General features: G+C 59.2%; 18 protein-coding genes and 2 pseudogenes. 14 read left to right on the top strand and 6 right to left on the bottom strand.

All coding sequences use genetic code 11. The annotated features are described in order from the left end of the window. Complete coding sequence (locus tag ACFFP0_RS18015) at positions 1 to 723, top strand: maleate cis-trans isomerase family protein (RefSeq protein ID WP_377263414.1); 723 nt, start codon at positions 1 to 3, stop codon at positions 721 to 723. Between the two features lie 72 nt (positions 724 to 795). Beyond that, complete coding sequence (locus tag ACFFP0_RS18010) at positions 796 to 3,081, top strand: molybdopterin-dependent oxidoreductase (RefSeq protein ID WP_377263413.1); 2,286 nt, start codon at positions 796 to 798, stop codon at positions 3,079 to 3,081. Between the two features lie 846 nt (positions 3,082 to 3,927). On the opposite strand, the gene ACFFP0_RS18005 is transcribed toward ACFFP0_RS18010, so the two are convergent. Next, positions 3,928 to 4,944 (bottom strand): LysR family transcriptional regulator, encoded by a 1,017-nt coding sequence (locus ACFFP0_RS18005; protein ID WP_377263411.1) that lies wholly within the window; start codon positions 4,942 to 4,944, stop codon positions 3,928 to 3,930. A gap of 3 nt (positions 4,945 to 4,947) precedes the next feature. Here ACFFP0_RS18005 and ACFFP0_RS18000 point away from each other — a divergent pair, with 3 nt between their 5' ends. From ACFFP0_RS18000 to ACFFP0_RS17945, 12 genes and pseudogenes are all read left to right on the top strand, one after another. Next, entirely contained in the window at positions 4,948 to 6,312 is a 1,365-nt protein-coding gene (locus ACFFP0_RS18000) for an MmgE/PrpD family protein (protein ID WP_377263410.1), read from the top strand. Positions 6,313 to 6,595: 283 nt separating this feature from the next. Next, complete coding sequence (locus ACFFP0_RS17995) at positions 6,596 to 8,122, top strand: ABC transporter substrate-binding protein (RefSeq protein ID WP_377263408.1); 1,527 nt, start codon at positions 6,596 to 6,598, stop codon at positions 8,120 to 8,122. After that, positions 8,119 to 9,042 carry an ABC transporter permease gene (locus tag ACFFP0_RS17990; RefSeq protein ID WP_377263406.1) on the top strand — a complete coding sequence of 308 codons (924 nt, stop codon included), beginning with the start codon at positions 8,119 to 8,121 and terminating at the stop codon, positions 9,040 to 9,042. The genes ACFFP0_RS17995 and ACFFP0_RS17990 overlap by 4 nt, the downstream gene beginning before the upstream one ends. Next, a complete protein-coding gene (locus ACFFP0_RS17985) occupies positions 9,042 to 9,917 on the top strand; it encodes an ABC transporter permease (RefSeq protein WP_377263404.1) in 876 nt (291 codons plus the stop codon). Before ACFFP0_RS17990 ends, ACFFP0_RS17985 begins: the two co-directional genes overlap by 1 nt. Further along, positions 9,914 to 11,632: an ABC transporter ATP-binding protein gene (locus ACFFP0_RS17980; protein ID WP_377263403.1), complete on the top strand. Its 1,719-nt coding sequence runs from the start codon at positions 9,914 to 9,916 to the stop codon at positions 11,630 to 11,632. The genes ACFFP0_RS17985 and ACFFP0_RS17980 overlap by 4 nt, the downstream gene beginning before the upstream one ends. Beyond that, the gene (locus tag ACFFP0_RS17975) at positions 11,629 to 12,966 is read left to right on the top strand and encodes an LLM class flavin-dependent oxidoreductase (protein ID WP_377263401.1); all 1,338 of its coding nucleotides are present in this window, start codon (positions 11,629 to 11,631) and stop codon (positions 12,964 to 12,966) included. The genes ACFFP0_RS17980 and ACFFP0_RS17975 overlap by 4 nt, the downstream gene beginning before the upstream one ends. 3 nt (positions 12,967 to 12,969) lie before the next feature. Next, entirely contained in the window at positions 12,970 to 14,412 is a 1,443-nt protein-coding gene (locus ACFFP0_RS17970) for a DHA2 family efflux MFS transporter permease subunit (protein ID WP_377263399.1), read from the top strand. Between the two features lie 52 nt (positions 14,413 to 14,464). Further along, positions 14,465 to 15,595: an NAD(P)/FAD-dependent oxidoreductase gene (locus tag ACFFP0_RS17965; protein WP_377263397.1), complete on the top strand. Its 1,131-nt coding sequence runs from the start codon at positions 14,465 to 14,467 to the stop codon at positions 15,593 to 15,595. Positions 15,596 to 15,674: 79 nt separating this feature from the next. After that, a complete protein-coding gene (locus ACFFP0_RS17960; protein ID WP_377263395.1) occupies positions 15,675 to 16,430 on the top strand; it encodes a sulfite exporter TauE/SafE family protein in 756 nt (251 codons plus the stop codon). Between the two features lie 28 nt (positions 16,431 to 16,458). After that, positions 16,459 to 17,793 carry a CapA family protein gene (locus ACFFP0_RS17955; protein ID WP_377263393.1) on the top strand — a complete coding sequence of 445 codons (1,335 nt, stop codon included), beginning with the start codon at positions 16,459 to 16,461 and terminating at the stop codon, positions 17,791 to 17,793. Between the two features lie 85 nt (positions 17,794 to 17,878). Continuing rightward, on the top strand, positions 17,879 to 18,835 hold the full coding sequence (locus ACFFP0_RS17950; protein ID WP_377263391.1) for a PLP-dependent cysteine synthase family protein: 957 nt from the start codon (positions 17,879 to 17,881) through the stop codon (positions 18,833 to 18,835). 76 nt (positions 18,836 to 18,911) lie between these two features. Further along, positions 18,912 to 19,267, top strand: a pseudogene (locus ACFFP0_RS17945) (TrbI/VirB10 family protein); the annotation flags it as partial. Here the strand turns inward: ACFFP0_RS17945 and ACFFP0_RS17940 are convergent. The 5 genes and pseudogenes from ACFFP0_RS17940 to ACFFP0_RS17920 all read right to left on the bottom strand — a co-directional run. After that, positions 19,254 to 19,454 (bottom strand): annotated as a pseudogene (locus tag ACFFP0_RS17940) (ATP-binding protein); the annotation flags it as partial. The pseudogenes ACFFP0_RS17945 and ACFFP0_RS17940 overlap by 14 nt on opposite strands. 385 nt (positions 19,455 to 19,839) lie before the next feature. Then, complete coding sequence (locus ACFFP0_RS17935; RefSeq protein ID WP_377263389.1) at positions 19,840 to 20,067, bottom strand: hypothetical protein; 228 nt, start codon at positions 20,065 to 20,067, stop codon at positions 19,840 to 19,842. A gap of 327 nt (positions 20,068 to 20,394) precedes the next feature. Next, positions 20,395 to 22,761: a CehA/McbA family metallohydrolase domain-containing protein gene (locus ACFFP0_RS17930; protein WP_377263387.1), complete on the bottom strand. Its 2,367-nt coding sequence runs from the start codon at positions 22,759 to 22,761 to the stop codon at positions 20,395 to 20,397. Between the two features lie 13 nt (positions 22,762 to 22,774). Continuing rightward, entirely contained in the window at positions 22,775 to 23,464 is a 690-nt protein-coding gene (locus ACFFP0_RS17925) for an ABC transporter permease (protein WP_377263441.1), read from the bottom strand. Positions 23,465 to 23,550: 86 nt separating this feature from the next. After that, a complete protein-coding gene (locus tag ACFFP0_RS17920) occupies positions 23,551 to 24,546 on the bottom strand; it encodes an ABC transporter substrate-binding protein (RefSeq protein ID WP_377263385.1) in 996 nt (331 codons plus the stop codon). Between the last annotated feature and the right edge of the window lie 11 nt (positions 24,547 to 24,557).

The raw sequence follows: 24,557 nt of genomic DNA, 5'->3' as shown, positions 1-24,557 counted from the left end.
ATGAAGCATTTCGACCTGAGGCATATCGGTGTCATCGGCCCGGCCGGGAACATGGCGCTGGAGCGCGAATTGCCCGCGCATCTGCCGGCCGGTTTCGCGATCAATCACGCGCGCGCGGATCGGCCCGACGCGACGCGGCTGACGGCGGAATCGCTGTTGGCGATGGGGCGCAATGCGGTTGCGGCGGCGCAGACGCTGATCCGCACCAGACCAGAGATCATCCTCTACGCTTGCACCAGCGGCAGTTTCGTCCAGGGCTCCGGCAGCGAGGACGCCATTGCCGAGGAAATCACCGCGACGACCGGCTGTCCCGCGCTGACCACTTCGCGGGCCGTATTACAGGCTCTGGACCATTTGGGCGCGCACTCAGTGTTTCTGGTCACGCCCTACCCCGAAGAGATCAACACCGCTGAAGTGGCTTTCCTACAAGCTTCCGGGCGGCAGGTGGTCGGCTGCAAGGCGCATCCCTGTTCTGCCGACTATCCGATTTCGGCAGTGGATTCACGCGACACAGTGGAACTGGTGTTGCGAAACCGTGATCTCGCGCTGGCGGCGGATGCGGTGTTCATCAGTTGCACGAATCTGCTTACCTTTGACATCATACCCGAACTGGAGCGTGAACTTAACCGCCCGGTCGTCTCATCTAATCAGGCTTCATTGTGGGCGGTCTTAAAAGCCCTGGGGGCGCAGTCGCAATCTCTTGGTGCTGGATGGACGATATGAGAAGGGCAGCTCAACTGAGCAGCTCAAGATTTCTTTGATCGGCAAGATATAAAACACAAGGGAGTCAGGGGCATGCCGAACGTGCCATTCCGGCAGCATAGCAGTCACTGGGGCGCTTTCCGGGCCAGAACAGTGGACGGTAAGCTGGAGATCGAGCCTTTTGAGAAGGACCCCATGCCTTCTCCCTTGCTGCGCAATTTCGAAGCCAGTCTGCACAATCCCGCACGTCTTTCGCGGCCGCTGGTGCGCAAGGGATGGCTGAAGGACGGTCCAGGATCGGATAGGCGGCGCGGGAATGATGATTATGTCGAGATGGACTGGGATGAGGCTCTCGATCTGGCGGCGCGGGAACTGGAACGGCTTGGAGCCGGTCCGGATTCCTGCGCCGGCAACCACGTGTTCGGCGGCTCCTATGGCTGGTCGAGCGCTGGACGGTTTCATCACGCGCAAAGCCAGGTACACCGTTTTCTGAACACGGCATTTGGCGGCTATGTCCGATCCGTTGATAGTTACAGTTCCGCAGCCGGAGCGGTGATCCTGTCCTATGTTCTCGGCGACAGCCGGGTAATGACCCGCGATCACCCCTATTGGCAGGAACTGGCGGAGGACAGCGAACTCGTTCTGGCGTTCGGAGGACTTCCGCTGAGGAACAGCAATGTCAGCAATGGCGGCATATCGAACCATTGCGCCCTGCCAGCCATGCGCACGGCGCGCGATCGTGGTGCGCGTTTCGTGCTTATCAGTCCCCTTCGGGACGATCTTCCCGAAGAAATACCGTGCGACTGGTACGCTCCGAATCCTGGAACCGACACTGCGCTTATGCTCGGTATGGCATGGCATCTTCATAAGAAAGGACTGGTGGATCAGTCTTATCTTGATCGCTATACTGTCGGTTACGCGCTTTTTGAAGCCTATCTGCTCGGGACAACGGATGGCACGCCCAAGACGACTGCGTGGGCGCAAGCCATTTGTGGTGTCCCGGCACAACACATAGAAGCGCTGGCGGAACGGGCGGCCTCGTCCGTCACCCTGATCAACGTGACCTATTCCCTGCAACGTGCGGAAAACGGGGAACAGCCTGTCTGGATGGCATTGGTGCTATCGGCCATGCTAGGGCACATGGGCAAGCCGGGTGGCGGTTTTTGCTATGGCCTCTCTTCAATCGGGAACATCGGAAGGCCGCCTCTGGATATTCCGCTGCCGACATTCTCGCAGAAAACTAACGGTGTTGCGGATTTCATTCCGGTCGCGCGCGTTTCCGATCTTCTCCTTCATCCGGGTGAAACCTATACATACAAGGGCGAAGTGCGTCGCTATGCCGATATTAGGCTGGTTTACTGGGCGGGCGGAAACCCGTTTCACCATCATCAGGATTTGTCGCGTCTTACCGAAGCGTTTTCCCGGCCGGAAACGATCATCGTACATGACTCGGTAGGAACGGCTACGACGCGCCATGCGGACATCGTGTTTCCCGCGACGACCACGCTCGAGCGCGACGATATAGGGGCGAGTGCAAACGATCCCTATATCTTCGCCATGCAGAAAATTGCCGATCCATTCGGAGAAGCCCGCGACGACTATGATATTTTCGCGGCGCTGTCGCAACGCATCGGTGTGGGAGAAGCCTTCACCGAGGGGCATTCCGTTTCCGATTGGCTGCAACGGCTCTATGAGCCGTCACGCAAGGCGCTTGAGGAAAAGGGTCTATATGCGCCCTCTTTCGAAACATTCTGGGAGGGTGGCCGGGTGGATATCCCGACGGCGGAAACGCCCGGTTTTGTTGCCCGTTTTCATAATGATCCGGCTCGTTTCCCTCTGGCGACAGGAAGCGGTAAGATCGAAATCGCCTGCGAAGCCATCTCCTCCAATCCAGATTGCGGAATCCAGCCGCATCCGGTCTGGATAGAGCCGGAAGCGCGGCAGGATATTTCGGGCGACACCACTGCATTCCCGCTTCAATTGGTTGCAAACCAGCCGGCGACGAGGCTTCATAGTCAGTTGGATTTCGGGGCCTATAGCGTAGAATCTAAAATCAACGGGCGGGAACCTGTCCGCATCCATCCAGCAGATGCCGGGAAGAGGGAGATCATCAATGGCGATACCGTCAAAATCGTAAGTCCGAATGGCGCTACGCTGGCGGGTGCGATTGTCACCGACACGGTACGGCAAGGCGTTATTCAACTGTCAACAGGGGCTTGGTACGATCCCGTCAAGGATGCCTCGGGAACCGTCATATGCCGGGCAGGAAACCCCAATGCGGTTACACGCGATGCCGGCGCATCGCCCTTGTCGCAAGGTTGCACCGGACAGCTCGCAATGGTGGAGGTGCTCCGAATGACTGCTAAGCAGGAGCATTAGATGAGACAAGAAGCTGATCAAACACCGACACAGTGATCCCAGCCAATGCAGATGCTTCGTAGTCAGTAAACTATGCTGCCAGCCTTGGGATAAACTGCGTAACTGATCGCAGGAATCGGGTGTGCCCCTGAGATCATCCTACGATGTTGCACGAAGAAATTCGCAAAATTCGCTTACTAAGAGTTCTCTCTGATTGGGGTTGTTGAGGTCAAGATACTGACGGACATTTTTTCGACGGTTCCGCAGGTCATTCGCTTCTCTTCGCGGTCGGCGCTTTGGCCGCTGCATGATAGGGGCAGGAGAGCGAGGTGTCTCAATCTGTATCACGACCTTGCGAAACCGTTGGCCTGGCGCAGGGTCGGGACTCTCCACGAGATCCTCTCGCCGTTCGTTGGTTCCATCCGCGATGCAGGATGACGGCCAATTTACGGACCACTACTGCGCGCGCCCGCGTCATGCCGCGACGTCTGGGATATTCATGCGCCACGCCCTGACTCGACCATTTCTTCGAACGCACTAGCATGAATGCACAGCTTCTTAGCGAACCGGGTGGGCCGCAGCGGTTGACCTTGCCCTGGATGTCGGTTCCGCGGACTGGTAGCGTCGATTGTGGTGTGGAAGGCGAGCGCAGTGATCGCCCAGGGCGGGCGGGCGAACTCCGCCAGGCGGGGTGAGGATGGCAAGCAGGGCTCTTACCTTTCAACCATTCAATGTGAGTCATGCATAACTGACTTTAACGATGGTAGAGAAGAGGCGCACCGGGCAGAGAGGTCCCACCGGCTTCTGCCCGCGATGGTAATCGACGTCATTCACGCTGCACCTTTTCCAACGCGGCGAGAGAGCCGGTTAAGAAAGAGAGACGCTCGCCGTATCTTGGAAAATGTTGATGAAATCCTCCACATGCGAACGGGTGCGCCGCGCCGCAGTACGGTAAATATTGAAATCCACCCCTATCGCCGGCTCGAACGGTCTCACTAATAGGTTGGCGCCGGAATCCACAGCGACCAGCGGGTGGACCAGAGAGACGCCAAACCCTGCTTCCACGAAACGGCAGACACCCGAGACAAATGATACCTCAATGCTGCTAGACACCTGACACCCGGCGGCGGCGAAAACCTCAGCCACGCGTCCCGGCAAAGTGCTATCCTCCGTCAATAGAACCATGTTGTGCTTTTCCAGCAGCGCCGGAGTTATAACTTCATGCGCCGCCAGCTCATGCCCGGACGGCATGATGCAAACCACCGGGCTTTTCATAAGCGAGGTGCGCTTTAACGCCCTGATTTCCGTGGCGCGGCTGGCAATCAACACATCCAGCTTCCCGTTCTCTATCCGGTCCACCAGCATCTGGGATTCGCGGATTACGATGGAAATGCGCACGCCGGGGCGCTGTTGCAGGTAGGTTTTCACCGCTTTTTGCAGAATGCGGCCGGAAAGCGCGGGCACAACACCGATGCGCAGAAAATCCGTCTCCTCACGCTTTATTTCGCTGACGGCTCGGCCAAGCTGATCCAGCCCCACGAAGATCGCCTCGACCTCGGAATAAAACCGGCGGCCGCGATCGGTCAGCACCAGCCGACCTTTCTGCCGCTCGAAAAGTTGAAGGCCCGTCTGATGCTCGAGGACCGCGATTAACCGGCTGAGCGAGGGCTGCGACACCCTGAGGGCCGCGGCGGCCAGACTGACCGTGCCACACTCCACAACAGCCTTGAACGCTTCGACCTGACGTAAGCTGATTTGCGACAAATCTATAGCCTCGATGAATAGACTGCAAAAAATATGGCATTTGACCAGATACACTAATTCTATAAAATTTATAGACATTAATTTGCACAGAGCCTCCCAGCTCTCGACCTGAAAGGACATGAAGTGGCTTCACAACAGGTGGAGGCGAATTCCCGCGGTCTTCGACTGGCAGATTACATTGCCGGTAACGACAGCCGAGAATTACCCGAGATCGTGGTCCATGAGGCGCGCCGCGCCCTCGTTGATTATATCGGCGTTACGGTCGGCGCAGCCTTCGATCCCGCTGTCGCCCCCGTTCGGCAGATTGCGGGCCGCTGGAACGCCGGCGGCAAGGCCCGCATCGTTCTGGGCGGCACCGCCGCACCGGCAATTGCTGCCCTCATCAACGCCACTGCGACCCATGCGTGGGACTTCGATGACGTGCACTATCTCGGCGCCGGGCATCCTGGTGGCCCTTGCTGGTCGAGTGCTATCGCGCTTGCCGAGCAAGGCGGTCGCGACGCGGACGCCGCCCTTCGCGCCTTCGTAACCGGTTTCGAGGTCATGGCCCGGCTTGGCGGCGGCGGTGTTCCCGGCATTGGCCGATCGCTGCAAAGGCGCGGCTTCCATCCCACATCCGTCGTCGGGCGTATGGGGGCGGCTGCCGTTGCGTCGGCGCTTTATGGGCTGGATGCGACCAGGTCGCTCAATGCTCTGGCCAACGCGGCAACCACCGCTGGTGGTCTGCTCGGTTCGTTCGGCACGCATGGCAAACCTTTCCACGCCGGAAAGGCGGCCATGGACGGCATTCTTGCCGCAGATCTCGCGGCGGAAGGCTTCCTCGGTGCAAGCCATCTCTACGAGGTGGAAAAAGGCTGGCTCGACGCGTTCATCCAGGATCGCAACGTTGAGGTTCCACCGCTCGATTTCGACGAGCAGTGGGAACTGCTGCGCAATGGCTACAAGCTGTTTGCAAGTTGCCGCGCCACGCACGCCTCATCGCAGGCTGCGATCTCGCTGAAGGAGCAGATCGGCAATCGCGCAATCTCGAAGGTCACGGTAAAGGTTCATCCCGGCGCACGCGTAACAGCTGGCAAACTCAACCCGCGCACCGGGCTGGAAGCCAAGTTCAGCGTCGTTTTCTGCGTGGCAATGGGGCTGACCGGCTACCGTCTCGGCGCAAACGACTTCACGGACGACATCATCGCCAACGAGCGCATCGCTCAAATCCTGCCGAACATCGAATTGGTGCCGGTCGAGGGTCAGGCGCCATCTTCGGCTTTTGTGACCGTAGAACTGGAAGACGGCAGCATTATCCACGGTCACACCGACATCGTTCTCGGACACCCCGAAAATCCGGTCAGCGACGAGCGGCTTGAAGAGAAGTTCCTCGATCTGGTTGTGCCTGTGCTCGGCAAGGAAAAGGCGAAGATTCTTCTCGATTCCGCCTGGCGGTTTGGAGCGAAAAACACGCTTGAAACAATCGGAGCAACGCTCCAGAGCGCGTGACCAGCTAAAAACTAATATTAATCCGGAATAATAATCCAAATTATTCCGGATATGTTTTCGTGCGCATTAAATTTTTGCTTTTATTTGAAATTATTTTTTAAATAAACGCAAATAAACGCAAATAAATGACTTAAACAACGAACGAAAAATACCGAAGTTCGAAGCAAGGTTTTCCGCTCTCAATCACGGGAAAGCCCACCGGCAAGAATTCGAATCGTCGATTGCGCGGCCTTTTCCTGGAAAACGGTCCGCGCCAGCTCGACCCCTAATGGAGAGACCATCAATGCAGAACAACGCCCTGAGGGGGCCGCTCCTAGCCACGGTTGCCGTGGCTTCGGCGCTCCTTCTCACCCAGCCCGCCTTCGCAGAGGACGCCGGCCGCACGCTGACGATAGCAACAGGCAGCGACATCATCTCGCTCGACCCGTCCAACCACGGATCGACAGCCACGAGCGCAGTCCTCAACAATGTTTATGACCAGCTGATCGCGACGGACTATTCCACCGGCCGTCTGGTGCTCAAGCCTAACCTCGCCCAGTCCTGGGAACAGACCGGGCCGAGGACCTGGGTCTTCACCCTGCGCAACGACGTGAACTGGCAGAATGGCGACCATTTCACCGCGGAAGACGTGAAGTTCACCATCGATCGCCTGAAAGGCAATACGAAGCTGCGTTCCTATCTGAAGTTCCAGAGGATCACGTCGGCTACTGTTATCGATCCCTACAATATCCAGATCGAAACCGATGGTCCCGATCCGGAGCTTCTTCTTCGCTTCGTCGGCAACGGCCCCAACATTCTGCCGAAAAAGGCCGTCGAGGCCGCCGGCTCGGACGATGCGTTCTTCCGCAACCCTGTCGGGACCGGACCTTACCGCCTCAAGGACTGGAAGAAGGCGGATCGCGTAACGCTCGTGGCCAGCGACAACTGGTGGGGCGGCAAGCCGAAATGGAAGGAAGTTACCTTCCGCGCCATTCCGGAAACCACGACCCGCGTTGCAGAACTGATCACCGGTGGCGTCGACATCGCAACGGCCGTTCCGCCGGAAGACGAGCAGCGCATTCGCGCCACCGGCAAGACACACACCGTTGCATCCAACAGCGCACGCAACTGCATTCTGATGGTACGCACCAGCGGCGACTGGGTGACGGCAAACCCCAAGGTGCGTGAAGCCATCGATCTGGCGCTGGATCGTGACACCATCGTCAAGGAAATCGTTGCCGGTCTGGGCGTTCCCTCACGCGGTTTCTTCCCGCCGGAAATCCCCAATTCCGAACCGGCTCTGGATTCCGATTTCCGTTACGACGCAAAGAAGGCCCGAGAACTTCTGGCCGAAGCCGGCTTCAAGGACGGCGTCAGCCTTCAGTTCGCAACGACGGATGGCCGCTACCTCAAGGACAAGGAAGTCAGTGAAACCATCGCCGCCTATCTGGAAGACGTCGGCATCCGCACCAACCTCCAGGTGCTTGACTGGACTGTATATAAGGATCGGCAGGCCGCCGATAAGTTCGGCGAACTCTATTTCCGATGCATGGGCGCTTATACTCACGCATCGACCTTTCTTGACCGGGACTGGAAAGAACATATCGGCTGGAACAACGCCAAGTTTGAAGATGTGAAGAAAAAGGCATTGGCGGAAACGGATCCGGAAGCTCGTTCGGCGCTGATCCGCGACGTTCAAAAAATCGTTGCCGATGACCGTGCGCAGATCGGCATCTATTACCCGAAGGCGAATTTCGGCGTCAGCGACACCATCGACTATACGCCGCGCTTCGACGAAATCTTCATCGCCGAGGAAATCAACTCGAAATGATGTGGCGGCACGTCATGAGATCGTTGTGGCAGGTCGTGCCTGTGCTCTACCTGATCTCGCTGATCGTCTTCATTCTCGTCTATCTTCTCGGTGATCCCGTCGTTCTGCTTCTGGCGGAAGACGAGTTCACCGCTGAAGCAAGACAAAGGCTGACCGAGGCGCTCGGCCTCGATCAGCCATGGTATGTTCAATACTACCACTACATGAAGAACATCTTCACCGGCGATTTCGGAATTTCCTATCGCTACGGCACTTCGGCCCTGCCGCTCGTGCTGGAAAGGATTCCGGCAACGCTCGAACTGACGTTCGGTGCACTTCTTGTCGGGGTGGTCATCGCCACCCCGCTCGGAATACTCGCGGCCCGCTACCGCAATTCCGTGTTCGATGTCATCGTCTCAGGACTTTCGGTGGTCGGCAAGGCCATGCCGAATTTCTGGGTCGGCATCATGCTCATTCTGCTGTTCAGCGTTCTGCTGCGATGGTTGCCGGTTTCCGGACGAGGGACCCTGCTGCATCTCACGCTGCCCGCCCTTACGCTCGGCACGGGCCTTGCGGCGGAAATGGCCAAAATGATCCGCTCCAGTATGCTGGATGCGCTGAATCAGGATTACATCCGTACCGCCCGCGCCAAGGGCGTTTCGGAATTTCTGGTAACGACACGCCACGCGCTGCGCAACGCGCTTCTGCCTGTCACCACCATCGTCTCGCTCAACATCGTCAGCCTGCTTGGCGGCGCACTGGTCACGGAAACCGTATTTGCCTGGCCGGGGCTGGGGCAACTCATGGTGCAGGCCGTCTACACCAAAGACATGGCTGTCGTGCAGGTTTCCGTGTTCGTCATTGGCGTGCTCGCGCTCGCGCTCAGCATCGTCACCGACATTCTCTACGCGCTCCTCGATCCGCGCATAAGGTATCGCTGATGACAGGCATCGCCATCAAACGCAGCGGGGCAGAACGTCTGCTCCGGTCGCTCCTGACCCACAAAGTCGGCCTTATCGGTGCGGTTATCGTTCTCACCGCAATCATTCTCGCCGTTGCCGCGCCTTATATTGCGCCATTCGAACCGGGCCAACGCCATCTCGCCCACCGGTTTACCCCACCCATCTGGGTCGAAGGCGGCCGCGACGGCTATCTGCTGGGAACCGATCAGCACGGCCGCGATATTCTGAGCCGCATCATGTTCGGCGCTCGCATCTCGCTCGTCGTCGGAATTGCGGCAGTCGTGCTGTCGTCCGTCGTCGGCCTGCTGCTCGGGCTGGCTTCCGGGTTCGCAGGCGGCATCATCGACATCGTCATCATGCGCACGGTGGATGCCATGCTGGCCATTCCGACTATCCTGTTCATGCTGGTCATCGTGCTTGTGGTCGGCTCCGGCCTCTGGCCGCTCATAGCGGTCATCGGGGCAACGAACTGGGTTTCCTACACCAAGCTTGTGCGTGGCGAAGTGTTGAGCGTGCGCGAACGTGACTATGTGAAGGCCGCGCGCGCCGGAGGCGCCGGCCTGCCGCGAATTCTGCGCCGACACATCATTCCGAACATCTTTTCGGCTTTCGTGGTCATTTCCACCCTCAATGTCGGTTCGGTCATCCTGGCGGAATCGTCGCTGAGCTTCCTTGGTCTCGGCATTCAGCCGCCCGACCTCTCCTGGGGCCAGATGTTGAGTGACGGCCGGCAATATCTGGCGACAAGCTGGTGGATCGCAACCTTCCCCGGCCTTGCCATCACCATCACCGTTCTCGGCATCATGTTCCTTGGAGACTGGCTGCGGGACTATCTCGACCCGAGGCTGCCATGACCGAGACATTCAATCCCCATGAAAGCGAGGCCGGAACGCCTGTCAAGCCACGCAGCGTGCTCGAAATCGATGGCCTTACCATCGATTTTCCGGCCATCGGCGGCAAACCGGTCGTTAACAACGCCTCGCTCAATGTCAGGGAGCGAGAAATCGTCGCGCTCGTCGGCGAATCCGGAAGTGGCAAGACCCTGACATCACTTGCAACACTCGGCCTGTTGCCCGGCGGCGCCAGGATCGTTTCGGGCAGCATCCGGGTGGATGGTATCGATGTGGTCGGCGCCTCCACCCGCACGCTTCGTCAGTTGCGCGGCGGGCAGGCAGGCATGATTTTTCAGGAACCGATGAGTTCACTCAACCCGGTCCTGACCGTCGGCTTCCAGATCGCCGAAGCGGTCAAGCTTCATGCGCCGGAACACCGTGGCAATATCGGTGGTCGCGTGGTGGACCTGCTCGATGCCGTCGGCATCGCACGGGCTGCGGAAGTGGCCGAGCAATACCCGCACCAGCTTTCCGGCGGAATGCGCCAGCGCGTGATGATCGCCATCGCGCTGGCCGGCACGCCACGCCTGCTGATTGCCGACGAACCGACAACCGCACTCGATGCCACCGTGCAGGCGCAGGTTCTGGAACTGATGGTCTCCATTACCCGCAAACTGCACACCAGCATTCTCATCGTTACTCACGATCTCGGCGTCGTCGCCCAGTTGGCCGACAGGGTCGTCGTCATGGAACATGGCTTCGTGCGCGAAGAGGCGCCGACGCTGAACCTGTTCGACGCGCCGTCGCATTCCTATACGCGCAGGCTGCTGGCGGCCGTGCCGCGCATCGACAAGAACGCACCGCCCCGTATCGCCGCCAATGACGGGAAGGAACTGCTGCGCATCGAAAGTCTTCGCAAGACCTATGTGGCGGAGCGCCGGTTGTTCAACCGGGGCAGCACGGTGGATGCGTTGCGTGACGTGAGCTTTTCCGTGCAGGCCGGCAGAACGCTCGGCGTCGTCGGTGAGTCCGGCAGCGGCAAGTCCACGCTTGGCCACATCATCGCCCGTCTGACGGATTCAGATGGCGGCAGCGTGTTCTTCGAGGGCCGTGATGTGACCAACGCCACCGGCGCGTCGCTCGCCCGTCTGCGCAAGGACATACAGATCATTTTCCAGGATCCGTTCGGCTCGCTGGACCCGCGCATGAGGATCGACGAGACAGTGACTGAACCATTGATCTCGCAAAAGCTGATCGCGCCGAAAGAGGTGCGGGACAAGGCTGCTGAACTTCTGGAAACCGTCGGCCTACCGGCCGGATTTTGCGACCGGCTGCCGCATGAGCTTTCAGGCGGGCAGCGCCAGCGCATCGGCATAGCGCGCGCTCTGGGAACACGCCCGAAGCTGATCGTCTGCGACGAGCCGGTCTCCGCCCTCGACGTGTCGATCCAGGCGCAGATTCTCGATCTTCTGAAGCGTTTGCAGCGGGAATTCGGGCTGACCTACATCTACATCGCCCACGGGCTGGAATCCGTTCATGCCATGAGCGTCGATGTGGCCGTGATGCAGCAGGGCCGCATCGTGGAATATGGCCCGCGCGACCGGATTTTCGACGAACCTTCCCATCCTTACACCCGCCAGCTTCTGTCCGCGATGATGGTGCCGGATCCGCGCCAGTCGCGGTTTCGCGAGGACGTTGTGGAACCCTGGAAATCACGACAAGGAGGTCTCTCTTGACCAGCGAAACCGCAGCCGGAAACCAGCGCCGGCAATTGCATCTGGGCCTGTTCAACCAGCCGCTCGGCCGGCATGTCGCCGCCTGGCGCCGCCCGGAATTTACCGGCAATCCGCTCGACATCAACTATGTGACGCAGCTTGCTCGCATCGCCGAACGCGGCAAGTTCGATTTCTTCTTTCTGGCCGACAGTCTCGTGGGACCGACACCGGGCGCGACCCAGCGCGCCGGCAATCTGGAACCGTTGACCACGCTGGCGGCAATCGCGGTGCAGACCACGCATATCGGCGTCGCCGGCACGGCCACGACAACCTTTTCAGAGCCGTACAACATCGCCCGCTCCTTCGCCTCGCTCGACCACATCAGCCGTGGCCGCGCCGCGTGGAATGTCGTAACCTCGACATGGAACGCCGCCGCACGCAATTTCGGCGCCGAGCGTCTACCCGACCATGCCGAACGCTATGACCGGGCGCGCGAATTCGTTTCTACGGTCAAGGGGCTGTGGGACACCTGGGCGGATGATGCCATCATTCGCGACAAGAGCGCTGGCGATTACATCGCTGCGGACGGCATTCGCGAGCTTAATCACCGCGGCAAGCATTTCGCCGTCGAAGGCGCGCTCAACGTGCCGCGCCCGCCGCAGGGCCACCCTGTTATCATTCAGGCAGGCGCTTCCGATGACGGCCAAAATCTCGCGGCGGACATTGCCGACATCGTGTTCACGGCACAGGATAACATCGATGATGCTCGTGCCTTCTCAGAGGGGCTGCGTGAACGCGCCCGCCTTGTCGGCCGGGAAAAGCTGCCGCTGGTTCTGGCCGGCGTTCTGCCCATCGTCGGCGAGACCCGTGAGGAGGCGCAGGCTATTCTGGAGCGCCTGGAGGAAAGCAGCGACATCGCGCAGGGCATCGCCCAGCTTTCGCAGCGCTGGGGCTTCGATCTCTCGACCTACCCTCTGGACGAACCGCCGCCACCCGCCGTTTACGATGGCAACAGCCACAGCGACGGCCACAGCCGCCGCAAACTGTTCGAACAGCGTGCCCGCCGGGAAGGGCTGACATTACGCCAACTCGCCCGCGTTGCAATCGCCTCACGCGGACACCGCCTGATCGTCGGGTCCTATGTCGATATCGCCGATGATTTCGAGGAATGGTTTCTGACCGGTGCGGCAGACGGCTTCAACCTCATTCCGCCGGTAGCCCCGGAATCGGTCGAGGCATTCGTTGATCTCGTCGTGCCGGAATTGCAGCGGCGCGGGCTGTTCCGCCAGGAATATGCCGGAACGACGTTGCGCGAACATCTCGGCCTGAAACGCCCCGAACGGATACGGGCTTGAGGTATGAAGGGCTCGGCGAAGAAGAGCGAGACGGAGGATGCACCGGCGCTAACTGGCACGGCGCACCGCATCGTGCCGCTCATCGTCGCAACGTCGCTCATCATGCAGCAGATCGATTCGACGGCGGTCGCCACCGCGCTGCCGTCGATGGCGGCCAGCATGAACCTTTCCTCGCTCAGCCTGCATTCTGTCATCACCGCCTATCTTCTGTCGCTCGGCGTATTTCTGCCGCTGAGCGGCTGGGTGGCGGACCGGATGGGCGCGCGCCGTGTATTCTGTGCCGCCGTCATCATCTTCACGCTTGCTTCCGTTGCCTGTGCCCTCTCCTTCGACCTCGTGACGCTCATTGTCGCCCGCCTCATACAAGGCATCGGTGCCGCGATGATGCTGCCCACCGCCCGGCTTATTCTCGTGCGCCTCGTGCCGCGTTCGGAACTGGTTGCCGCCATGGCGCTCATGAGTATGCCCGCCGTCATAGGCCCGGTAGTGGGTCCGCTGGTGGGGGGCTTCATCACCGATGTCGGCTCGTGGCGCGGCATTTTTTGGATCAACCTGCCGGTCGGCATCATTTCCGTGGTCATGACGTTGCTGCTCGTAAAACCGATTCCGCCGGAAAACGATGTGTCTTTCGATTTTCGCGGTTTCGCGTTATCCGGCATCGGCATCGGCGCACTCATTTTCGGCCTCGATTCCATATCCCGTGACATCGACCTTCCGGCGCTTGCTCTGGTTTTCGCGGTCGGCGCAGCCTGCCTCGGGCTTTATGTCCGGCACGCGCTCCGCTGGCCTGCTCCCATTCTCAACCTCGGCCTTTTTCGCTATCGCAGCTTCCAGGCTACCGTGTTCGGCGGAACGCTGTTTCGCATCGGCTTCGGCGCCATGCCTTTTCTGCTGCCGTTGCTGATGCAGGAAATTTTCGGCTATTCGCCGTTCCAGTCCGGGGCGATTACCTTTGTTTCCGCCATCGGCGCCTTCGGAATGCGCGCCCTGACACGCCGAATTCTACACCGCTTCGGTTTCCGTTCGGTCCTCCTTTGGAATGCCCTGCTTTCCAGCCTGTCCATCGCGCTTTGCGCCATCTTCACGCATCAAACCGCGCTGACGCTGATGATAACTATCATCTTCATGGGCGGTGTTTGCCGCGCCCTGCAATTCACCAGTCTCAATTCACTGGCATTTGCCGAGGTGACAAACGCGGAGATGAGCCACTCCACGACGCTTTCGCAGGTCGCGCAACGTGTTTCGCAGGGACTGGGCGTTTCCATCGCCGCCGCATTGCTGAATTTCTTCGCCGCTACCAGGGGTGAGATGACGGAAAGCACTTTCGCCGCAACATTCGTGGCAATCGCGGCCATCACCTCCCTATCCTGCATCTCGTTCTTCAAGCTACCACAAACAGCGGGCGACGTTCTTACCGGTCGACGGCAAAGGCGGGAGGCAGCCTGATGCGCATGACCGTCCACCCGTTCGCCATTTTCAAGCTTGCGGCGAGGAAACCATGACCGTCAACAGCATTTCCACCGTCATCGTCATCGGGGCTGGCATCTTTGGCATTTCCGCCGCCGTACAACTCGTCCGGCGGGGTGTTCGCGTCACTCTTGTCAATGACGGCCCAGTCGTGAATGGCGCATCGGGCCGCTCGCTGTCCTGGCTTAATTCCGCGCGGCGGCGCTCGACGGCATATCACCAACTCCGCGTTCTCGGCATCGACCGTTATCGCACGCTGTCCTCCCGCTTTCCCGCCGCAGAATGGCTGCGTTTCGACGGCGGCCTGACCTGGGACGCGGAAGCCGACAACGAAATCGGAGAGGCTTTTCGCCATGAAACCGCGACCGGCTATGACACCCGGCATGTTCAGGCTGAAGCTGTGCGCGATGTAACGCCCGGCGTGGATGTCACGACGATCCCGCCGCAAGGCGCGATCTTCAACGCAGGTGAAGGTTGGGTGGACTTGCCGCTGCTCGCAGGCGTTCTGCTGGAGGAATTCACCAGACGCAGCGGCATCCTGCTCACGCAGGACGGTACGGCAAGCGTAATCGTCGAGAACAACAGGGTAAAGGGCGCGGCAACCGCGTCCGGCAAGTGGCTTGAAGCCGATGCCATATTGCTGGCAACCGGCGCCGGCGTGCCGAAAGCTGTCGCAGCCACCACCGGCCAGTTCATCGGTGATCGCACATCGACGGGGCTTCTCATCCGCACCAGGCCCCTTGCTCATCCGCTTCGCGCCGTGCTCAACACGCCCCGCGTTGCCATTCGGCCGGCTCCAGGCGGCGCTTTCGTGCTGGATGCCGACTGGGCGGCGAGTGAAGTGACCCGCAGGGCAGACGGCACCCCGAACGTGCGCGTCGAAACGTTGGTTGCGCTCCTTGCCGAGGCTTCCAGGGTGCTGGAAGGCAACCCGGTACTTGAAGTCGAAAGCCATGGCGTGGGGGCAAAACCCATACCGGGTGATGGCGAACCCGTGTTCGGCGAATTGCAGTCCACATCGGGTTACTATGTCGCATTCAGCCACAGCGGAGCAACCCTCGGGCTGATTGCGGGCGAATTGCTTGCCTACGAGATCGCAACTGACGAGCGCCATCCCCTGCTTGCGCCATTCCGGCCAGAGCGGTTTGCCAGCACCGCATGAAAACGTTCGGATCATCAAAAAAGGAGCCCGCCCTGCAACGTTGCTCTGACGACAGCGTTTGCAGGCTCGATGAACAGACGTGACCCATTTTTTCTTACCCCCGGAAATCAGCCCGTGGTTTGCAGCACTCCTCGTTGCCGCCAGTTTTTGCACCTCAGCCCTCACTGCCGCCCTTGGCCTTGGCGGGGGCGTAGCCATGCTCGCGCTGATGGCGACGGGTATGCCTATTGCCAGTCTTCTGCCTGTTCATGGCATTGTTCAGCTCGGCTCGAATTTTGGCCGAAGCGTCATCCAGTTCCGCCATATCGTCTGGCGGCTCGTTCTCTGGTTCCTGATCGGCAGTATCATAGGCATCGCGCTCGGCGGATGGGTGGTTTCCTTCATTCCTGATAGTCTCGCCAAGATGACCATGGCTTTGTTCATCCTCTGGTCCGTCTACGGCAAGAAACCGAAACCGGAGGCCGTGAGCCACCTGTTCTTCATGGTCGGTGGAACGCTAACCAGCTTCGCCACAATGATCGTTGGTGCGACCGGGCCGCTGGTGGCGGCGCTTCTTTCCGCACGCGGATTGAGGAAACAGCCGCTGATTGCCAGCCATGCCGCCTGCATGGTGCTGCAACACGGCCTGAAAATCCTCGTTTTCGGGCTGATCGGCTTCGCCTATATGCAATGGCTTCCCATGCTGGCGGCGATGATAGTGAGCGGCGTTCTCGGCACGCTGGCCGGCACCATGGCGCTCGACAATTTGCCGGAGCAGCTGTTCCGCCTGGCTTTCCGAATCGTGATGACGCTGCTCGCCCTGCAAATTCTCTGGAGCGCCTTCAGCCGGCAATGAGCGGCAACACACCATTTCGCGCGAAACCATGACAAGGACACAGAACATGACTGACACCGCATCCCCCATCACTCTCGCGCTGGCGGGAGAAACGCTCTGCACCCGCAGGCATTCGAGCTATGACGACGCGCCTTTTACCGGGTTGGTCAATCTGATCCGCGATGCGGACGTATCGGTGACCAATCTCGAAACCCGCGTCCACACCTTCAAGGGCTACCCCATGCCCACCGATACGATGGGCCATGGGCAATCCTACCAACAGGCCGATCCTTTCGTGGCGGAAGAACTGCGCTGGATGGGCTTCGACATGATTGCCCGCTCCAACAATCATGGCATGGATTTCGGCCCGGAAATGGTGGAGGAGGAAGGCGAAATTCTCGATGCCGCAGGCTTTGTCCACGCCGGCGCGGGGATGAATCTTGCGGCAGCTACCCGGCCCGCCTATTTCGAAACGCCGCGTGGCCGCGTGGCGCTCATCTCGCTCTGCACCGATTTTCCGCCCCATTGCCCGGCAGGCGAACAGAGGCCGGACATGCAGGGCCGCCCAGGCATCAACGCCTTTCATTTCGATACTCGTTACGAGTTGGATACCGCAGCCTTCGCCAGTCTAAAATCGGCAATGCAGGACTTCGGCCTTGCCAACCGGGTCAAGGGCGACCGCATCATTTCCTTTGACCAGCTTTTCGTTGAGGCGGAGCGCTCTCAGGCCATCCACACGGCGCGGCAGGCGGATTTCGAGCGCAACATACGCGCCATTTCCGAAGCCCGGCGCGCCGCCGATTATGTCCTGATCCACATTCACCAAAGCACCAAGACAGGTCACCGGGCGGCTGATCGCATCCAGACGCTTTGCCGCAGTTTTATCGATGCCGGCGCTGACGTGATTCTTGGCGATGGCCCGCATGTTCTGCAGGGCGTCGAGATCTACAAGGGGCGGCCGATCTTCTATAGCCTCGGAAACTTCTTCTACCAGAGTGAGACGATCAAGCGCTTCCCCGCCGAGTTCTATGAGCGCGCAGGGCTTGGCCATGATGCAACCCCGCAGGATGCGCTCGACTTCCGCGACAGCCTGCGTACAGGCCGCACCGCCAGTGATAAAGTGATCGCGGGCCGCACCGGCGAGGCCTATATGAAGTGGTTCGAGGCGCTGTTGGCAGAAGTCGTGTTCGAGGGGCCGCGTCTGGTAGAAATCCGTCTTCACCCGGTGTGGAACTACCACGAACGACGCTCACAGCGCGGCTTGCCCCGCCTCGCGCCAGACGAGCACGCCGCCGATATCCTTCGAAGGATGCAGGACTATTCCACCGAATGGGGCACCCATATCCGGGTTTCTGAAAATGTCGGCTACATCCATCCGGCTTGACGAGCAGCAGATGATCCGCCGGTCCGTTCCGGCTGTCATGCCAACTCAGCATCCACTTCTAAATGAATAGCTACAGAGGTTGAAAATGGGAAAGATCTATAACGATTTCACGGAACTTGTCGGGAACACGCCCTTGGTCCACCTCGGCAGGATTGGAAAGAAGTACGATTTGCAATCCAGGCTTCTCGCCAAGCTCGAATATCTCAACCCCGCCGGCAGTATCAAGGATCGAACAGCGTGGGGCATCATCCGTGAGGCGGAGGAAAAAGGCGAGATACGGCCCGGCGACCTCGTTATCGATCTCACCAGCGGCAACACCGGGATAGGGCTCGCCGCCGTGGCCTCGGCGCGGGGATACAGATCGAAATTCTATCTCAGAAATACAATCGGCAAGGACAAGCTCGACATCCTCCGTCAGTTCGGCTCCGAAATCGAACTTATCGAGAATGAGGAACTGTTTCAGCCCGACGCCATCCATCGCATCATTGAACGCATAAGGGCGGAAAACCCCGGCGCATTTTACAGCGGACAGCGCTCGAACGAAGCCAACCCACGAATCCATTTTGAGACGACGGGACCGGAGATCTGGGCCGACACAGACGGCAAGGTCGACATTCTCGTCGGCACCATCGGAACAGGGGGCACGCTGTCGGGTGCCGGCCGTTTCCTGAAGGAGAAGAATCCAGATATCAAGGTCGTGGTAGCGGAGCCGACCGAAGATTCAGTGCCGTCGCCGGACAACCCGGGTGCGCTGACGATCGAAGGCGTACATAAGGTCACGGAGGTGGAGGAGAGCCTTCTCCCGGAGAATTACAACAAGCATGTCATCGATGAAGTGATCGCGTTGACGACGGATCAGGCACGGCAGGCGGCAAGTATCGTCGCACGCGAGGAGGGTTTTCTTGTTGGAACCTCTTCCGGGGCCGCGATCGCCGCCGCCATTGAGGTGGCGCGTCGCGTGGAAAACCATGGCAAAACCATAGCGGTTATATTTCCCGATAGCGGCGAGCGCTATCTTTCACTCTTTGCCGCCACCGATTGAGACGGCGTTCGCGAAGGCTACGCAAGGCGCTGGCGACGGCGAAGCGCACGTCGCTGTTTTCCTCTGGGGGCGACCGATGATGGATTCTCCCGATTTCACGGCGCAATTGCGCCTGCGGCCAGAACCGCCGCGCGTTAGCGGCTTTCGCGGAAAATTCTGATCGGAGCCGGCGGCGTGGCGGGCATCGCCATTGCCGGTGCTCTGTTCTGGGCGCTCGACACCAGTCGCCGCGGCAACCAGTCGGCGACGCAACTCTACAACGTCGACAACAAGACACTAGCCGATGGGCTTGCCGGTCTGCCGAAAGACTATACCAATGTCCCCAAATTCGGTCCCGCGCTTCCCAGCGATCTTGGCCGCCCGATCCTGCGGGCGCAGGAACAGGGCAAGCCGGTTGCCGCGCCGAATATCCAGACGCCGCGCGTCGATCCGCCGTCCGCCCTTGCTTGCCGTTGCGCGTTTCTGTTTCCAACCGATTGACCAGATCGACAACGTTGAAGAAGCGGCCACGTGTGCTGTTGCGGATGAGAGCACGGGCAATCGCGATGGCCAGATGGCTCTTGCCGGTTCCCGTGCCGCCGACGAGGACGACGTTGCGCTGGTCAGCCACAAAGGTGCCGGTAGACCCATGATGCGTATTCGGCGATCACGCAACCTTAGAGAATATTGACGGTGGTATTGGTGGAGAGAGATCTGTAGCGTTTTTCTTTTGGTTTCAGAAGCTTGAAAAGCCGCTTGCGGAAGCAGACGGTCCGCAAATAGCGGGAAAGCCTAATCCTGATGACTTTCGGCCTAAGTAGCTGTTCTTCTTGGATTCCATCTGCCGAAATCACTTGTCAAAGGTTCGGATCCCTTCAAGAGCGTAGGGCCGAAGAAGTTGCGGACGCAGATGATCCGATCGGTCCGTTTTCGCCGACCCCGACGTTGAAATCGTGTCGCGAAAAGTCCTGCTGCTACGGGAATGAGTGTGTTGAGTCCCTGCGAAGCCGCCGCACCCTGGCCGGCTACTCGGCTGCTTGACGCAGCGGATATTCTGCCAGGTGTTCAGCAGGCGCGAGGATCTCGAAGTCGTCTGGCATGGCGTGCTGGTCAGTGCCCAGGAGCGCCAACGTCCAGTAGTCGCGCTCCGCGCCGAACACGGTAGAAACCTGGACCACCGTAACCCTGCCGTCAAAGTACTTCGATGAACGCGCCCAGTAGAGCGCATCGGGGACCAAACTCGTGACAGCCATGACGCCTACTCCATTCGACGGCGTCGTTTTTAACAGACCCGCCATAGATGAACATCTCTCATTTTGTTCGAAGACGCGTCACGCATCCCTGCCTTCGTCGATTAAGGCCTGCTGCTCCTGCAGGTAGGCGTCGGCATCAGCCTCGTTGGCGAAGAACTTGTCCTGCACGGTCACCCCGCCGACATTGTAGATCACGATGCTGCTTCTTGACCACCCAAGGTTTCCCGTCTGCTTCCGCCATGACACTATCTCCGTGGATGTTGGACTGCTTGATTTAGGCGTAAGCGGCGGGAAGGCAAGGACGCCGTGGGATGGCAGATGTTGCCCTCACACTGTCGCGAACAACGGCGATGTCCAAACACGCGACTGATCACGCTCGCGAGCAGTCAGAAACAGTGGATGTTCTCTCCCGGGCGCCAAGGCGAGCTCGCCGAACGATATCTCTCCGCAAAGCTCACGGGGTAGGGCCGTATCAGATACACGTTCCAAAATAATCCGGAGCTCTACGCCGGGAATTTCGACAAGGATTTCCCTCTCTTCTATCAATTGCTTTCCCGTAGCGCTCAGCGACACCTTTGGTGCATGAATGTGTGGCGGTGGCTGCAACGGATCGCCAACTTTCGTATAGCCGAATAGTTCAGCCGAAATCGCGAACTGCGCTTGCTTCAAATCAGATAAAGTGAGCTCAATGGCATCCGTATCGCCATGGGTGGCCGAGGCAAACCCAAGCGTGCCTAGACCCTTACGCCATGCGGTTTGTTCAGGATGATCGAAGCCGAAGCTCTGTACATCCAGGAGGGCTGCCCCAATCACGGAAATCTCACCGTTCCAATAGGCCGCGCGATAGCGGTCCTTGATCCGGGCCCCGCCAATGCGCACGCGCACTCGCCGATCACTAAAGCCGTTTTCCTTGTGCAGGTCACGGCGCCAAACTGGCTTGTCACCGTCGAATAACACTGCCTCCTCCCAGCCCGAGCTGCCGAGAAGCCGGTAGCTGATGGGAACGCTGGGGTCTGCGTTGAAGACTTCGCCCATGAGATTTGCGCCGGATGCCAGGCGCGCAAAATTACGTTCGCCAGTTGTCGCAAAGGTTCTCTTGGCTCTAAGGGCACGTCCAGCACCTTCACGATCAAAGCTATCGGCCAGGACACCTGTCAGGCCGCCACGCGAGCCGAAGGTTCCAGTCGCCGGCGCACCGCCTCCGCATCGTCCTTGATGCTCGTCGCTTGCCGCCGATGCACCAACCCTGTGTCCACGGGAAAGAGCGTCAGTGTAGAGCCAATGGAATTGCCCCCAGGCAGACGTGATCTCGATCAGACGCTCCAGTTCGGGATGACTCCAGGCGAGGTTGCAGCGTCTTCCACCGACGTGCGGGATAAGCAGATGGCCTTCGGGATCGTCTTCATACGCTTGATATAGTCGGTCGACAGGCCACAGGCTCGGTCGGATCGTGCCCTTTGTGTTCTCATTCCATTCGAAGGAACGCATCGATTGACCGTCACGATCAAAGGGAAAGCGGGGCTTTCCGTCGCGAAGGAAGACGATATTGCGGTCGCCTCCCGCAGCCGAGTTGCCGCACCATTCGGTTCCTGGATAGCAGACAAAGCGGTTGTCCTGGTTTAAGTCGTGGATGATATCGACGGCCTTGTTCCAGTTCTCTTCGGTGATGTTGAAGTCGTTGACTGTGTAACCGACAATATCGAGGCCAGCGACGTCGCGGCCGTAGGTGAGATTGTAGGTGGCATCGTTGGTCCCAACCGTATCGTCCGAGTGGACGTGCAGGTCGGCGTACAGCGGACGGCTCACGCCTTCCTCGGCGGTGATATACGCTATACATGCGGGAACGCCAGGAGCGTTGTCGAGGTGTGCCTCCAAACGCCATTCGCCCGTCTCTTCCAGCTTAGTGTTCGCTATCGTCGCGACAGACCAGCCCGTTTTCTCGAAAATCAGGGGCTTTGCGATAACAACGCCATTCGGCGATATTAAATCAAGCCTACCGCGCCGTTCCCGATCGCGATCAGTGTTTCCCCAGACATCGTCAACGCGCACGAGGACATTGAAGCTGTCAGAAAGCGCAACAAGTCGCGGCGCTATGACCTTCAAGGCGCTGGCATCGCCTGGCCCAATATCGATAGTGCAATCGCCCGGAACTTCTGCGAATTTAGAGCTCCCCAGTGGGTCGATGAACATCCGAAAGCGGAATGCTTTTTCGACGAATGTCTGGACCCGCGTACCGGCGCCGCCCTGGCGGCGGTCACCAAGCCGGATGACGATCCGATCGCCGGGGTTGAGGTACCCGTCCACGACATCAACGATAACCGCTTTTTGAAAGGGTCGTTCATGGCCCTTCTGGTCAAAGCGCACCTTAAGCGCCTGAACGTTCGAGGGAGTTTGGCCAGGACCGAGGGGGCCGGCATGATACTCTGCAGACACGAAGTTGGCTGCGCTTGGGTCGCTCGTCTGAAACAAGGCCCAGTCGGAATAAAACTTGAACGCCAGCTTTAGCCAGGCGCCATCGGCAAGACCAACAGCACCCACCTCGTAGACCAGCACAAGCTCGGTCCACTCGCCGGCCTTAAGGTCCCCTTTGTTGCAGGTCAACCGACCGAGGAAGGGCAGGGAATCGAGATAGTCGACATATCCCGCAGGCGCGCGCGGCGTCCCCGGCAGAGAAGGGGATTGGGGAACTGTCATATTCGTGATCCTATTATTGGCCGCGCCACTGCGCGTATTGTCGTTCGATGCGTTGAAACACCAGGCCTTCCATGAGCCAGGCGATGAAGCCGATGAGCGCAATGCCGAGTAGGACCTGGCTGGCATTGCCAACCTGGCCGCCCATCGCCACCATCCAACCGATGCCCTGCGAAGCTCCGATCATTTCTGCAGCCACAAGCGCTCTCCATGCCTGAGCAAAGCCGATCCTGAGGGCTGACGTCAGAAACGGGAGCGAGGCTGGTAGGTAAACATGCGCGAATAGCTGGATCGGCCGGGTCCCCAACATGCGCGCCGCACGAATCTCGCCATCCCGCATAGCAAGAACACCGTCTTGAATGGTGACGATCATCGGAAAAACGGAGGCGACAAAGATGACGGCGGCGATCGAAAGATATCCAATTCCGAAGAAGATCAGCGATAGGGGTGCCCATGCGATGGGCGGTATCGACATGAAGAGGCTGATCAGCGGTTGAGCGAACTCACGAAATGATCGCCATCGTCCGGTCGCAAGACCAAGGAGAGTGGCTATCAACGTTGCAGCGCCAAAACCGCCGAATTCGCGAAGGACGCTCGCTAGCAAGTGAGGCCATAGTTTACCGGACCGGATCCATGCCTCTGCCTCCTGCAGAACCTCCCAAGGCTGCGGTAGCACGTAGGAGGGCACGCGATTGGCCGCAAGCATCCACACGAAGAGGAGGGCGGGAAGCGATGCCCAACCCCAGTTTGGTTTGAACAGGCGCTGGCGCTCTTTGGATGGGAGAGGTGACATTAGTTTTGAAGACCGGCACTCTTGGCGATCGTATCGTCGACAACCTCAGAGACGTCGATTTTGGCATTCAAAAAGCCGAGAGAGACAGAGTAATCGATCAGCTTTTGGATGAAGGCACGATCGGAAGACGAAATCTGAGCCGACCATCCAAGTCTCTTTCTTGCCTCCGCGACGATCACAGCCGGCTGGACTTCCGAGCCGTCCTTTGCCTTGATGGCCTCCAGGTTGAACGCTTTTGCTATAATCTGATTTGCTTCATCGGGCTGCTCATTCAGAAACGCAATTGCCTTGGCGTGTGCACGCAGCAGCCTTTCCAGGTCTGATCTACGCGTTTCCAAAGTCTTTTCTGGTGCCGCTATGACATACCATGGATATTCGGGCAGTTCCTTGTTGACGTCGAGAACGACCTTTCCGGTTCCGCGCAGCAACGACTGGCTGATAAACGGCTCCCAGAGGAACGCCGCATCGACGAGACCCGTGTCGAGAGCGGCGTTCATGTTGCCGACCGGCATCTGAGAAATAGTCACGTCGCTGTCCGGATCGAATCGTGCTTTCTCCTTCAGGACAAAGCCTCTAAGGAGAACATCCATGCCGCTACCACGGCTGACGCTAGCGATAGTCTTTCCCTTGATATCACTGAGCGACGTGATTGGGCCTTCCGCCTTGGCGATCAGAGCGGCCTGGCCATAGTTCACTTTGGCGATGATCTTCGCTTTGAGGCCGCGCGCTGCCCATTGATAGACCGGGGGCGCACCGATATAGGCCACATCAATCTCGCCGCTCGCCACCGCCTGTTGGATGACCGGACCGTCTCCGAAACCCTTCAATTCCACATCTAGGCCTTCGGATTTATAGAACCCTTTTTCCTCAGCGATGATTGCGGGCGCGTTTGCCATGGCCTGCACCCAGCCGATCCTCAGGTGATGTGCAGCTTCTTCGGCATGGCCGGAGGAGGCAAGAGCGGTCAGAATTAGGCTAGTAAGGATAGCTTTCATGGGCAGGACTC

This window comes from Neorhizobium puerariae, from assembly GCF_042429745.1.
In the GTDB taxonomy this organism is placed as follows: Bacteria; Pseudomonadota; Alphaproteobacteria; order Rhizobiales; family Rhizobiaceae; genus Neorhizobium; species Neorhizobium puerariae.
Note: the sequence above shows the minus strand (reverse complement) of the source record. Positions and strands in the feature narration are given on the sequence as shown.